13 protein-coding genes are annotated in these 12856 nt (G+C 70.5%); 12 read left to right on the top strand and 1 reads right to left on the bottom strand.

Annotated elements, in window-relative coordinates; all coding sequences use genetic code 11:
- The coding region (locus tag AC3WXD_RS34570; protein ID WP_492325694.1) for a hypothetical protein at positions 1–234 on the bottom strand (234 nt) is incomplete at its 3' end.
- Here AC3WXD_RS34570 and aceK point away from each other — a divergent pair.
- From aceK to bioB, 12 genes are all read left to right on the top strand, one after another.
- A complete protein-coding gene (gene aceK / locus AC3WXD_RS34565) occupies positions 218–2026 on the top strand; it encodes a bifunctional isocitrate dehydrogenase kinase/phosphatase (RefSeq protein ID WP_492325693.1) in 1809 nt (602 codons plus the stop codon). The genes AC3WXD_RS34570 and aceK overlap by 17 nt on opposite strands.
- Positions 2023–2694: a carbonate dehydratase gene (gene can, locus AC3WXD_RS34560; RefSeq protein ID WP_020206769.1), complete on the top strand. Its 672-nt coding sequence runs from the start codon at positions 2023–2025 to the stop codon at positions 2692–2694. Before aceK ends, can begins: the two co-directional genes overlap by 4 nt.
- A gap of 85 nt (positions 2695–2779) precedes the next feature.
- Positions 2780–3976, top strand: a complete 1197-nt coding sequence (locus AC3WXD_RS34555; protein ID WP_492325692.1) for an acetyl-CoA C-acetyltransferase — start codon at positions 2780–2782, stop codon at positions 3974–3976.
- 83 nt (positions 3977–4059) lie between these two features.
- Positions 4060–4740 (top strand): SDR family oxidoreductase, encoded by a 681-nt coding sequence (locus tag AC3WXD_RS34550; protein ID WP_020206771.1) that lies wholly within the window; start codon positions 4060–4062, stop codon positions 4738–4740.
- A 68-nt stretch (positions 4741–4808) separates the two neighbouring features.
- Positions 4809–5939, top strand: coding sequence for an acyl-CoA dehydrogenase family protein (locus AC3WXD_RS34545; RefSeq protein WP_059414771.1), 1131 nt, complete (start codon positions 4809–4811; stop codon positions 5937–5939).
- A gap of 105 nt (positions 5940–6044) precedes the next feature.
- The gene (locus AC3WXD_RS34540; protein ID WP_020206773.1) at positions 6045–6722 is read left to right on the top strand and encodes a 2-hydroxychromene-2-carboxylate isomerase; all 678 of its coding nucleotides are present in this window, start codon (positions 6045–6047) and stop codon (positions 6720–6722) included.
- Complete coding sequence (locus AC3WXD_RS34535) at positions 6719–7408, top strand: HAD family hydrolase (protein ID WP_059414774.1); 690 nt, start codon at positions 6719–6721, stop codon at positions 7406–7408. The genes AC3WXD_RS34540 and AC3WXD_RS34535 overlap by 4 nt, the downstream gene beginning before the upstream one ends.
- Entirely contained in the window at positions 7405–7833 is a 429-nt protein-coding gene (locus tag AC3WXD_RS34530) for a YchJ family metal-binding protein (protein ID WP_020206775.1), read from the top strand. The genes AC3WXD_RS34535 and AC3WXD_RS34530 overlap by 4 nt, the downstream gene beginning before the upstream one ends.
- Before the next feature lie 312 nt (positions 7834–8145).
- Positions 8146–9636, top strand: a complete 1491-nt coding sequence (bioA, locus tag AC3WXD_RS34525; RefSeq protein WP_492325691.1) for an adenosylmethionine--8-amino-7-oxononanoate transaminase — start codon at positions 8146–8148, stop codon at positions 9634–9636.
- Complete coding sequence (gene bioF, locus AC3WXD_RS34520; RefSeq protein ID WP_020206777.1) at positions 9626–10840, top strand: 8-amino-7-oxononanoate synthase; 1215 nt, start codon at positions 9626–9628, stop codon at positions 10838–10840. Before bioA ends, bioF begins: the two co-directional genes overlap by 11 nt.
- Entirely contained in the window at positions 10837–11550 is a 714-nt protein-coding gene (bioD, locus tag AC3WXD_RS34515; protein ID WP_492325690.1) for a dethiobiotin synthase, read from the top strand. The genes bioF and bioD overlap by 4 nt, the downstream gene beginning before the upstream one ends.
- Before the next feature lie 52 nt (positions 11551–11602).
- Positions 11603–12646, top strand: coding sequence for a biotin synthase BioB (gene bioB, locus AC3WXD_RS34510; RefSeq protein WP_492325689.1), 1044 nt, complete (start codon positions 11603–11605; stop codon positions 12644–12646).
- Positions 12647–12856: the final 210 nt, after the last annotated feature.

Genomic DNA, 12856 nt, shown 5'->3' with positions numbered 1-12856 from the left:
GCTGTACGAGATCGGCGCGGGCACCTCGGAGATCCGCCGCATGCTGATCGGGCGCGAACTGTACGCCGAGACGATGTGACGCCAGCGTGACAAGCGGGCCGGCGTCCGGCCATCGCGCCAAACAGGCAGCGCCGGCCCCTCGAACCAATTTACAATCTCCGGAAACTCGCAGTCGTTGCTCGCAGTCGTCGCTTTTTCCTTGCCACCGGCCCGCGCCATGTCCCACTTCCCCAAGCTGCTGTCCTCGCAGATCGCTTACGACGTGGCCCGCACCATGCTGGACGGGTTCGACAAGCACTATCGCCTGTTCCGCGAGGTCAGCCACGAAGCCAAGCGGCGCTTCGAGGCGGCGGACTGGCACGGCCTGCAGCAGCTCCAGCGCGACCGCATCGCCTTCTACAACGAGCGCGTGCGCGAGACCAGCGTGATCCTGGAGGACGAATACGACGCCGAGCGCATCGAGGACGAGATCTGGCAGCAGATCAAGCTGCACTACATCGGCCTGCTGACCAACCATCACCAGCCCGAGCTGGCCGAGACCTTCTTCAACTCGGTGTGCACGCGCATCCTGCACCGCTCGTATTTCAACAACGACTTCATCTTCGTGCGCCCGGCCATCTCGACCGAGTACATCGAGAACGAGGAGTCGCCCACGCGGCCGACCTTCCGCGCCTACTACCCGGGCAGCCGCGCCGGCATGGCGGCCTGCTTCGAGCGCATCGTCCACAACTTCCAGCTCGATCTGCCGTTCGAGGACCTGCGGCGCGACATCGACTACGTGGTGCGCGCCGTCACCGAGTATTTCGGCGACTTCCGCATCGCGCCGAATTTCCAGGTCCACGTGCTGTCGTCGCTGTTCTTCCGCAACAAGTCGGCCTTCATCATCGGCCGCGTGGTGAACGCCGACCGCACCTACCCGCTGGCCATCCCGATTGTGCACGCGCCGGGCGGCAGGCTCCTGCTCGACACGGTGCTGCTGAAGAAGGAACAGCTGCTGATCCTGTTCTCGTTCACGCACGCCTACTTCATGGTCGACATGGAGATTCCCTCGGCCTACGTGACCTTCCTGCGCGACATCATGCCGCGCAAGCCGCGCGCGGAAATCTACACCTCGCTGGGTTTGCAGAAGCAGGGCAAGAACCTGTTCTACCGGGACTTCCTGCACCACCTGCAGCATTCGTCGGACAAGTTCATCAGCGCGCCCGGCATCAAGGGCCTGGTGATGCTGGTGTTCACGCTGCCGTCGTATCCCTACGTGTTCAAGGTCATCAGGGACTTCTTCCCGGCGCCCAAGGAGACCACGCGCGAGCTGGTCAAGTCCAAGTACCAGCTCGTCAAGCAGCACGACCGCGTCGGGCGCATGGCCGACACGCTCGAATACTCCGACGTGGCCTTCCCGCTGTCGCGCTTCGACGACGCGCTGGTGCGCGAGCTGGAACTGCACGCGCCGTCGATGATCGAATACCAGCGCGGCAAGGACGGCGGCGAGGAGATCGTGGTGCGCCACGTCTACATCGAGCGCCGCATGACGCCGCTCAACATCTGGCTGCAGGAAGGCTCGGACGCGCAGGTCGAGCACGGCATCGTCGAGTACGGCAACGCCATCAAGGAGCTGATCGCCGCCAACATCTTCCCCGGCGACATGTTGTACAAGAACTTCGGCGTCACGCGCCACGGCCGCGTGGTGTTCTACGACTACGACGAGATCGAATACCTGACCGACATCAACGTGCGCCGCGTGCCGCAGCCGCGCAACGAGGAGGAGGAGATGTCCGGCGAGCCCTGGTACAGCGTGGGCCGCCACGACATCTTCCCGGAGACCTACCGCACTTTCCTGCTGGGCGACGCGCGCGTGCGCGCGGCGTTCCTGCGCCACCACGAAGATTTCTTCGACCCCGCCATGTGGCAGGGCCACAAGGACCGGCTGCTGGCCGGACACATCCATGACTTTTATGCCTACGACGTCAAAGAGCGCTTCATCAACCGCTACGGCGAGCCCGCTGCCGCCGCGAGGAGGGCAGCATGAGTGACGCCATCGATCAACTGTTCCGCAACAACCGCGAGTGGGTCGACCGCGTCAACGCGGAAGACCCCGGCTTCTTCATGCGCCTGGCCAACCAGCAGGCGCCCGAGTACCTGTGGATCGGCTGCTCCGATTCGCGCGTGCCGGCCAACCAGATCCTCGGGCTGGCGCCCGGCGAGGTGTTCGTCCACCGCAACATCGCCAACGTGATCGTGCACAGCGACCTCAACGCGCTGTCGGTGATCCAGTTCGCGGTGGAGGTGCTCAAGGTGCGCCACATCACCGTGGTGGGCCACTACGGCTGCAGCGGCGTGAAGGTCGCGCTGATGCGCGAGCGCGTGGGCCTTGCCGACAACTGGCTGCGCCACGTGCGCGACGTGGCCGACAAGCACGGCGCCTACCTGGGCACCGTGACGCGCGAGGAAGATGCCCACACGCGGCTGTGCGAGCTCAACGTGATCGAGCAGGTCAACAACGTGTGCCAGACCACCGTGCTGCAGGATGCCTGGAGCCGCGGCCAGGAAGTGACCGTGCACGGCTGGGTCTACGGCGTGTCCGACGGCCTGCTGCGCGACCTCGGCATGGCCGCCAGCAGCAACGACGAGCTGCACCGGCAGCTCGAGGCGGCGTACCGCCAGTTCGGCGATCCGCCGCAGGCGTCGATCCGCTGACGCGCGCGGCGCGGCAGCGGCGCATTCACGGCAGGGCGGTTCGCGCCGCCCGCCATTGCAACCCACACATCAACGGAGACATACCATGCAAGATCCCGTCGTCATCGTATCCGCGGCCCGCACGCCGATGGCCGCCTTCCAGGGCGAGTTCGCCACGCTGACCGCGCCGCAGCTCGGCGCCGCCGCCATCCGCGCCGCGGTGGAGCGCGCCGGCCTCAAGCCGGAGCAGGTCGAGGAAGTGGTGTTCGGCTGCGTGCTGCCGGCCGGCCTGGGCCAGGCGCCCGCGCGCCAGGCCGCGCTCGGCGCCGGCCTGCCGATGGGCACCGGCTGCACCACCGTCAACAAGATGTGCGGCTCCGGCATGCGCGCGGCCATGACCGTGCACGACGCGCTGCTGGCCGGCGCGTTCGAGGTCGCGGTGGCGGGCGGCATGGAAAGCATGACCAACGCGCCCTATCTCGTGCCCAAGGGCCGCGGCGGCTACCGCATCGGCCACGGCATGATCTTCGACCACATGATGCTCGACGGCCTCGAGGACGCCTATATCCGCGACGAAAAGGGCGGCGGCCGCTCGATGGGCACCTTCGGCGAGGACTGCGCGTCGAAGTACGGCTTCACGCGCGCCGCGCAGGACGAGTTCGCGATGGAAAGCGTGCGGCGCGCGCAGCAGGCCACCGAGCGCGGCGACTTCCGCTGGGAGATCGCCGCGGTGACGGTGCCCGGGCGCGGCGGCGACACCGTCATCGACACCGACGAAGGCCCGCGCCGCATCAAGCTCGACAAGATCCCCTCGCTCAGGCCCGCGTTCGCCAAGGACGGCACCATCACCGCCGCCTCGTCGTCGTCGATCAACGACGGCGCCGCCGCGCTGGTGATGATGCGCGAGTCCACCGCGAAGCGCCTCGGCCTGCAGCCGGTGGCCCGCCTGCTCGGCCACACCACGCACGCGCAGGAGCCGGGCTGGTTCACCACCGCGCCGGTGGAGGCCATCGGCAAGCTCTACCGCAAGCTCGGCTGGACCACCGACAGCGTCGACCTGTTCGAGATCAACGAAGCGTTCGCGGTGGTGCCGATGGCCGCCATGCACGACCTCAAGATCCCGCACGCCAAGGTCAACATCCATGGCGGCGCCTGCGCGCTGGGCCACCCGATCGGCGCCTCGGGCGCGCGCATCATGGCCACGCTGATCGGCGCGCTGCGCAAGACCGGCGGCAAGCGCGGCGTGGCCAGCCTGTGCATCGGCGGCGGCGAGGCCACCGCCGTGGGGCTGGAAATCATCTGACCACCCGGGGCATCCGGCGCGCGCCGCCCGGCGGCGCGCGGCCGCGGCCCCGCAATCCATCGACCAGAAACAAGGAGTCCGTCTTGCCTACCGCTCTTATCCTCGGTGCCTCGCGCGGCATCGGCCTCGAATTCGTGCGCCAGTACCGCGCCGACGGCTGGCGCGTGCTGGCCGTGGCGCGCAGTGACGAAGGCATCGCCGCCATCGAGGCGCTCGGCGCCGAGGCGCTGCGCGCCGACCTGACCGACGCCGGGCAGGTCGCCGGGCTGGGCTGGAAGCTCGACGGCGAATCGTTCGACGTGGCGGTCTACAACGCCGGCGTGATCGGCCCGCGCACCGAAGGCGCGCAGCCGGTCTCGCGCCAGGACTTCGACGCCGTGATGCACGTCAACGTGCTCGGCCCGATGATGGCGCTGCCGCTGCTGCTGCCGATGGTGGAAACCGGCCGCGGCGGCCAGGGCGGCGTGCTGGCGGTGCTGGCCTCGCGCATGGGCAGCATCGGCGCGATGGACAGCAACCGCAGCTGGCTCTACCGCGTCAGCAAGGCCGCCGCCAACGCCGCGCTCAAGGCCGCCTCGCTCGACGCGCGCCACGCCACCTGCCTGGCCTTCCACCCGGGCTGGGTGCAGACCGACATGGGCGGCAAGGAAGCCGACATCACGCCGCAGCAGAGCGTGGCCGGCATGCGCCGCGTGATGGCCGGCGCCACGCGGCACGACAACGGCGGCTTCCGCAACTACGACGGCGCGGTGATTCCGTGGTGAGCCGGGCCGGCGCCGCGCGGCGCCGGCCGCGCGGAAAAACAGAACAGAGATAGAGAGACAGGGACGACATGCTGCTCACACCCGAACAGGAAATGATCCGCGACGCCGTGCGCCAGTTCGCGCAACGGGAGATCGCGCCGCACGCCGCCGCGTGGGACCGCGACAAGACCTTCCCCAAGGCCGTGCACCGCGAGCTGGCCGCGCTCGGCGCCTACGGCGTGGCGGTGCCGGAGCAGTACGGCGGCGCCGGGCTGGACTATCTCTCGCTGGCGCTGATCCTCGAGGAGATCGCCGCCGGCGACGGCGGCACCTCCACCGTCATCAGCGTCAACAACTGCCCCGTGTGCAGCATGCTGATGGCGTTCGCCAGCGAGGCGCAGAAGCGGCAGTGGCTGGTGCCGCTGGCGCGCGGCGAGATGCTCGGCGCGTTCTGTCTGACCGAGCCGCACGTCGGCTCGGACGCGGCCGCGCTGCGCACCAGCGCCGTGCGCGACGGCGACCACTACGTGCTCAACGGCGTCAAGCAGTTCATCACCAGCGGCCAGAACGCCGACGTGGCCATCGTGCTGGCCGTGACCGACAAGGCCGCCGGCAAGCGCGGCATCAGCGCCTTCCTGGTGCCGACCGCCACGCCCGGCTACGTGGTCGCGCGCATCGAGGACAAGCTCGGCCAGCATTCGTCCGACACCGCCCAGATCGTGTTCGAGGACTGCCGCGTGCCGGCCGCCAACCTGCTCGGCGACGAAGGCGCCGGCTACAAGATGGCGCTGTCGGGGCTGGAAGGCGGGCGCATCGGCATCGCCTCGCAGAGCATCGGCATGGCGCGCGCGGCCTTCGAGGCGGCGCTGGCCTACGCCAGGGAGCGCGAGAGCTTCGGCCAGCCGCTGTTCGCGCACCAGGCGGTGCAGTTCCGCCTGGCCGAGATGGCCACCAAGATCGAGGTGGCGCGCCAGATGGTGTGGCACGCGGCCTCGCTCCGGGACGCCGGGCGCCCGTGCCTGAAGGAGGCCGCGATGGCCAAGCTCTACGCCAGCGAGATGGCCGAGGCGGTCTGCTCGGCCGCCATCCAGGTATTCGGCGGCTACGGCTACGTCAGCGATTTCCCGGTCGAGCGCATCTACCGCGACGTGCGCGTCTGCCAGATCTACGAGGGCACCAGCGACATCCAGAAGATCCTGATCGCGCGCGCGTTATCCTGACGGCTGCCGCGCGCCAAGCCGGCGCGGCAGCACGGCACCGAACCCAGTGCAGCACCAACCCAACGCAGCATCGAACCCGGCCAGACCCCAGGAGTCCCCCACGCCATGACCGCCCCCATCGATTTCTACTTCGATTTTTCCTCGCCCTACGGCTACTTTGCCAGCACCCGCATCGACGAGCTGGCGCAGAAATACGGCCGCTTCGTGGCCTGGCACCCGATCCTGCTCGGGGTGGTGTTCAAGACCACCGGCAGCGCGCCGCTGCCGCACGTGCCGCTCAAGGGCGACTACTGCTGGCTCGATTTCGAGCGCACCGCGGCCTTCCACCACATCGAGTACAAGCGCCCGACGCATTTCCCGCTGCCCACCACGCAGGCCGCGCGCGCCATGCTGTGGCTGCAGAACCATCACGGCGCGGACATCGCCTCGGCCTTCGCCAAGTCGGTCTACCATGCGCTGTTCGTCGACGACGTCAACATCGCCGAGCCGGCCGAGCTGGTGAAGCTGGCCGAGCCGCTCGGCATCGACGCGCACGCGATGGACGCCGGCGCCAGCAGCTTCCAGATCAAGGACCAGCTCAAGGCGGAGATCGAGGTGGCGATGGCCAAGGGCGTGTTCGGCTCGCCCTTCGTCATCATCGACGGCGAGCCGTTCTGGGGCTTCGACCGCTTCGAGCAGATCGAGGCCCATCTCAAGAGCCGCCGCCAGACCGAACTGCGCGCGGTGGCCGGCGGCGGCACAACCAGCAACACAGACAGCAGCAAGGAAAAGAAACCCGCATGAATGCCAGTATCCGGCCGGTCCGCCATCCCCGTTTCGATTGCGTGATCTTCGACTGCGACGGGGTGCTCGTCGACAGCGAGCCCATCGTCAACCGCGTGCTCAACGAGATGCTCAACGAGCTCGGCATCCGCATCTCGCTGGAGGAATCCACCGAGTGGTTCCTCGGCCGCGCGGTGCGCGAGGAGCTCGCCAACATCGAGCGCAGGCGCGGCGCGCCGCTGCCGGAGAACTGGCTGTCGCACTGGTTCGCGCGCCGCAACGCGGTGCTGGAGGCCGAAGTGCAGGCCGTGCCGCACGTGCGCGAGGCGGTCGCCGCCATTGCCGCCACCGGCCTGCCGGTGTGCGTGGCCTCCGGCGCGGACCGCATCAAGGTCAAGCTGCAGCTGACCCGCACCGGGCTGGTGGAGCTGTTCCGGCAGGACGAGCGCGAGCACATCTTCTCGGCCACCGAGGTCGCGCGCAGCAAGCCCGCGCCCGACGTGTACCTGCTGGCCGCGCGCACCATGAACGTGGCGCCGGCGCGCTGCGCGGTGATCGAGGACAGCCCGGCCGGCATCACCGCCGGCGTGGCGGCCGGCATGACGGTGTTCGGCTATGCCGCGCGCAACGCTGCCGCCACGCTGCTGGCGGCCGGCGCGGGCAGCACCTTCGCCGACATGCGCGAGCTGCCGGAGCGGATCGGATGAAAGATGCGCGCAAGCCTGGCGCGGGCGCCGCGGCCTGCCCGTGCGGCGGTGGCGAGTACGCCGCCTGCTGCGGGCGCTTCCACCGCGGCGAGGCGCTGCCGGCCAATGCCGAGCAACTGATGCGCTCGCGTTATTGCGCCTACGTGATGGGCGACGTGGCGTGGCTGCGCCAGACCTGGCATCCGTCGACCTGCCCGCCCGACCTCGCGCCCGATACCGCCACGCGCTGGCTCGGGCTGGCGATCAAGGCGCACGCGCAGCAGGACGAGACCCACGCGCAGGTGGAGTTCGTCGCGCGCTACAAGGTCGGCGGGCGCGCGTGGCGGCTGCACGAGCGCAGCCGCTTCGTGCGCGAGCCGCGCGCCGCCGGCGAGGCGCCGCGCTGGCTTTATGTGGATGGCGACATGCTGGGGGAGGCGCCATGACGCCGGGGGGCGCGGCGGCGCGCCTTTTCCGGGAGCCGGGGCCGCCGTCCGGCCCGCCATCCTGAGCGCGCCGCGGCGCATCGGCCACATCCGCTGCGCGGATCGGCGCATGCTGGCGGCACGATGCCGGACGCTTGCCGGCTTCTTCGCGGTTTGTCGCCCAACATGCCGCTAACGTGTAAAACCGGGCCTGTTTGCCAAGGGGCAGGGGAGCTCCCTACCATGACTCTCCCCAACGCGCACGCGAGTGCCGCCGCGCCGGCGCCCGCCGGCCCGGCCGGCACGGTGCGCGGTCAACAAAGGAGGGTTTCCTTGGACAACCAGTCCCAATCCCCGCGCGCGGCGCTAGCCGCGCCGTCGCTCGGCGAACGCAGCCTGCGCGCGGTGTGGCATCCCTGCACGCCGCTGCGGCCCGACGCCGGCGAGCTGCCGCTGGCCATCGCCCGCGGCGAGGGGCCGTGGCTCCACGGCGAGGACGGCCAGCGCTATTTCGACGCCACCAGCTCGTGGTGGGTCAACCTGTTCGGCCACGCCAACGCCGACATCAACGCCGCGCTGCGCGCGCAGCTCGACACGCTTGAGCACGTCATGCTGGCCGGCTGCACGCACGCGCCGGCGGTGGAGCTGGCCGAGCGCCTGTCGGCGCTGACCGGCGGCGCGCTGGGCCACGTGTTCTATGCCAGCGACGGCGCCTCGGCGGTCGAGATCGCGCTCAAGATGAGCTTCCACTACTGGCGCAACACCGGGCTGCCGGGCAAGCGCGAGTTCGTCTGCCTGCGCCACGGCTACCACGGCGAGACCGTGGGCGCGCTGGCGGTGACCGACGTGGCGATCTTCCGCGACGCCTACGACCCGATGCTGATGCAGTCGCACGTGGTGATGTCGCCCGACGCGCGCCAGGCCGCGCCCGGCGAGAGCGCGGCACAGGTGGCGCAGCGCGCGCTCGCCGAGCTGGAGGCGCTGCTGCAGGCGCGCGGCGGCCAGATCGCGGCGCTGATCGTCGAGCCGCTGGTGCAGTGCGCGGCCGGCATGGCGATGCACGACCCGCTCTACCTGGCCGGCGTGCGCGCGCTGTGCGACCGCTACCGCGTGCACCTGATCGCCGACGAGATCGCGGTCGGCTGCGGGCGCACCGGCACCTTCTTCGCCTGGGAGCAGTCGCGCGGCGAGCCCGCCGCGGATGGCCCGCTGCCGGCGCACCTGTGGCCCGATTTCCTGTGCCTGTCCAAGGGCATCAGCGGCGGCTACCTGCCGCTCTCGCTGGTGATGTCGCGCAGCGCGCTGCAGCACGCCTTCGTCACCGCGGCGCACGACCCCGACCCCGACCGCGCCCGCAGCTTCCTGCATTCGCATTCCTACACCGGCAACCCGCTCGCCTGCCGCGCCGCGCTCGCCACGCTCGACCTGTTCGCGCGGGACGGCGTGGTGGCGCGTAACCGCGAGCGCGCGCAGTGGCTGGCGCGCGCCATGTCCGCGCTGGCCGCCGACGCGCGGCTGGAGCACGTGCGCCAGCGCGGCCTGATCTGGGCCGCCGACGTGCGCGAAGCCTGCGTGCCGGGTGGCGCCGGCGACTTCGCCGCGCGCTTCCACCACGCCGCGCGCGCGCACGGCGTGCTGATCCGCCCGATCGGCCGCACGCTCTACGTCATGCCGCCCTACGTGTTCGACGCGGACATGGCGCAATGGCTGGCGGACCGGCTGCACGCCACGCTCGACACGGTACTGTCCGGACCGGCCGCCGCGCCGGCAGACGTACCAGCCGCCGCGCCGGCGCAACCCACGGAGACGCACGATGTTGCTTGAACACCTGAAGCTGGCCGCCGCCGAGCGCGACGAGCAGGCCCTCACGCGCCGCCGCCGCACTGCCCACACCGCGTGCGCGCCGCACCAGGAAGTCAGCGACGCCGGCGGCGAGCGCCACGCGCTGCTGACTTTCTGCAGCAACGACTACCTGGGACTGGCCAACCACCCGGCGCTGGTCGAGGCGATGGCCGAGGGCGCGCGCCGCTACGGCGCGGGCAGCGGCGCGTCGCACCTGGTGAGCGGCCACTCGCAGGCGCACCACCTGCTCGAGAGCGAGCTGGGCGAATGGTTCGCGCCCCACATCCCGCATGCGCGCGCGCTGTACTTCTGCACCGGCTACATGGCCAACATGGGCGTGCTGAGCGCGCTCGGCGGCGCCGACGCCACGCTGTTCTGCGAGGAACTGAACCACGCTTCGCTGATCGACGGCGCGCGCCTGGCCCGCGCCAAGGTGACGCGCTACCCGCACCGCGACGTGGCCGCGCTGGAGCAGTTGCTGGCCGGCGCCGCCACCCCGCTCAAGCTGATCGTCACCGACAGCATCTTCAGCATGGACGGCGATCTCGCGCCGCTGGACGAACTGCTGGCGCTGGCCGAGCGCCACGACGCCTGGATCATCGTCGACGACGCGCACGGCTTCGGCGTGCTGGGCGAGTCCGGCCGCGGCGTGCTCGAGCATCTCGCGCTGACCTCGCCGCGCCTGATCTACGTCGGCACGCTGGGCAAGGCCGCCGGCGTGGCGGGCGCCTTCGTGGCCGCGCACGAAACCATCATCGAGCACCTGATCAACACCGCGCGCCAGTACATCTACACCACCGCCGCGCCGCCCGCGGTGGCGCACGCGGTGTCGGCCAGCCTGGCGCTGATCGCCGGCGAGGAAGGGCGGCAGCGCCGCGCCCATCTGGCCGCGCTGATCCGCACGCTGCGCGGCGGCCTGGCCGGCCTGACGCGCGCCGCCGGCTGGCGCCTGGGCGAGAGCGCCAGCGCCATCCAGCCGGTGATCGTGGGCGACAACGTGGCCGCGCTGGCGCTGTCCGCGGCGCTCGAGGCCGACGGCATCCGCGTCGGCGCGATCCGCCCGCCCACGGTGCCGGCCGGCACCGCGCGGCTGCGCATCACGCTCTCGGCCGCGCACGCGCAGGCCGACGTGGAGCGCCTGCTGGCCAGCCTCGGCAGCGTGGTGCCGCGCAGGGAGATCGCATGAGCGGCAGCATGAGCGCGGCCCCGTTCGCGTGCTTCGTCACCGGCACCGACACCGGCGTGGGCAAGACCCACGCCAGCGCCACCCTGCTGCACGCGCTGCGCGCCGCCGGCCGCCATGCCGTGGGCATGAAGCCCGTGGCCAGCGGCAGCGAATGGCGCGGCGACCACTGGCACAACGACGACGTCGCGCAGCTGCGCGCGGCCAGCGCGGTGGACGTGCCGCGGGCGCTGACCTGCCCGTTCCTGCTGCGCACGCCGGCCTCGCCGCACCTGGCCGCCGCCGCCGAAGGCGCGCGCATCACGCGCGAGCCGATCCGCGCCGCCTTCGCCGCCCTGCGGGCGCGCGCCGATGCGGTGGTGGTCGAAGGCGTGGGCGGCTTCCGCGTGCCGCTCGACGGCGCGCCGGCCGCGGACGGCGGCTGGGACACGGCCGACCTCGCCGTGATGCTCGGCCTGCCGGTGGTGCTGGTGGCGGGCATCCGCCTGGGCGGCATCAACCACGCGCTGCTGACCGCCGAGGCGGTGCGCGCGCGCGGCCTGCGCCTGGCCGGCTGGATCGCCAACCGCATCGACCCGGACATGGACCTCGCCGACGAAAACATCGACACGCTGCGCCGCACGCTGGACGCGCCCCTGCTCGGCACGCTGCCGTGGCAGGTGCCGCCGGCCGAAGCCGCCGGCCGGCTGGCGCTCGCGCCGCTGCTCGGCTGAGCGCGGCGCGCGGAACCTATCCCCCAAGACAAGACAGAACACGGAAACGACCATGACCAATAACACCCTCGCCGGCGACGCCATCGCCACCATCTCCGCCGACAGCCTGCGCCAGACCGCCCGCCGCTTCGCCGAACCCGCGCCCGCCAAGCCCGGCGACTGGTCCGTGGCCGACGTCGCCGCGCTCTACGCGCTGCCGTTCAACGACCTGCTGTTCCGCGCCCAGCAGGTGCACCGCGAGAATTTCGACCCCAACGCCGTGCAGCTCTCCACGCTGCTGTCGATCAAGACCGGCGGCTGCGAAGAGGATTGCGGCTACTGCCCGCAGAGCGCGCACCACGACGCCGGCGTCAAGGCCGAGAAGCTGATGGCGCTGGACGAAGTGCTCGAAGCCGCGCGCGCCGCCAAGGCCAGCGGCGCCGGCCGCTTCTGCATGGGCGCGGCCTGGCGCAGCCCCAAGGAGCGCCACCTCGAGCCGGTCATCGAGATGGTCAAGGAAGTCAAGGCGATGGGCCTGGAGACCTGCGTCACGCTCGGCATGCTCGAAGCCGAGCAGGCGCGCCGCCTGAAGGAAGCGGGCCTGGACTACTACAACCACAACCTCGACACCTCGCCCGAGTTCTACGGCGAGATCATCACCACCCGCACCTACCAGGACCGCCTCGACACCATCGGCCACGTGCGCGACGCCGGCATCCACGTCTGCTGCGGCGGCATCGTCGGCATGGGCGAATCGCGCGACGCGCGCGCCGGGCTGATCGCCCAGCTCGCCAACATGGACCCGTATCCCGAGTCGGTGCCCATCAACAACCTGGTGGCCGTGGAAGGCACGCCGCTGGCCCACGCCGAGCCGATCGACCCGTTCGAGTTCGTGCGCACCATCGCGGTGGCGCGCATCACCATGCCGCGGGCGATGGTGCGGCTGTCGGCCGGGCGCGAGGCGATGGACGATGCGTTGCAGGCGTTGTGTTTCATGGCGGGGGCCAATTCCATTTTTTATGGAGACCGGTTGCTGACCACGGCCAATCCGCAGGCGGATCGGGATCGGGCTTTGCTGGGGAGGTTGGATATTCGGACTGAGGGGTATGGTGGGTAGGGGGATTTTTTTGTTCGGGGTGGTGGGGGGGATTGGCTGACTTCGAAGTTGGCTTTGGCTTCAATGGTTTGACGTCGGTGGCTGAACGTCAAAGTCAACTTCTGAACGTCAACGGCTGAACGTCAAAGTCAAAGTCAAAGTCAAAGGCTTTCGCTCCCCCGGTGAACTGACCCCCTAAAGTTGGACGGTCGGTGACGCTAGGCGCCGAAG

Source organism: Cupriavidus sp. FW216-B1, assembly GCF_058789195.1.
This window is presented reverse-complemented; position numbering and strand designations above follow the sequence as displayed.

Excerpts from the sequence above, each read along its gene's own strand:
- AC3WXD_RS34555 (WP_492325692.1), top strand. The coding sequence starts at position 2,780 with ATGCAAGATCCCGTCGTCATCGTATCCGCGGCCCGCACGCCGATGGCC.
- AC3WXD_RS34545 (WP_059414771.1), top strand. The coding sequence starts at position 4,809 with ATGCTGCTCACACCCGAACAGGAAATGATCCGCGACGCCGTGCGCCAG.
- bioD (WP_492325690.1), top strand. The coding sequence starts at position 10,837 with ATGAGCGGCAGCATGAGCGCGGCCCCGTTCGCGTGCTTCGTCACCGGC.
- AC3WXD_RS34535 (WP_059414774.1), top strand. The coding sequence starts at position 6,719 with ATGAATGCCAGTATCCGGCCGGTCCGCCATCCCCGTTTCGATTGCGTG.
- AC3WXD_RS34530 (WP_020206775.1), top strand. The coding sequence starts at position 7,405 with ATGAAAGATGCGCGCAAGCCTGGCGCGGGCGCCGCGGCCTGCCCGTGC.
- AC3WXD_RS34540 (WP_020206773.1), top strand. The coding sequence starts at position 6,045 with ATGACCGCCCCCATCGATTTCTACTTCGATTTTTCCTCGCCCTACGGC.
- can (WP_020206769.1), top strand. The coding sequence starts at position 2,023 with ATGAGTGACGCCATCGATCAACTGTTCCGCAACAACCGCGAGTGGGTC.
- bioB (WP_492325689.1), top strand. The coding sequence starts at position 11,603 with ATGACCAATAACACCCTCGCCGGCGACGCCATCGCCACCATCTCCGCC.
- aceK (WP_492325693.1), top strand. The coding sequence starts at position 218 with ATGTCCCACTTCCCCAAGCTGCTGTCCTCGCAGATCGCTTACGACGTG.
- bioF (WP_020206777.1), top strand. The coding sequence starts at position 9,626 with ATGTTGCTTGAACACCTGAAGCTGGCCGCCGCCGAGCGCGACGAGCAG.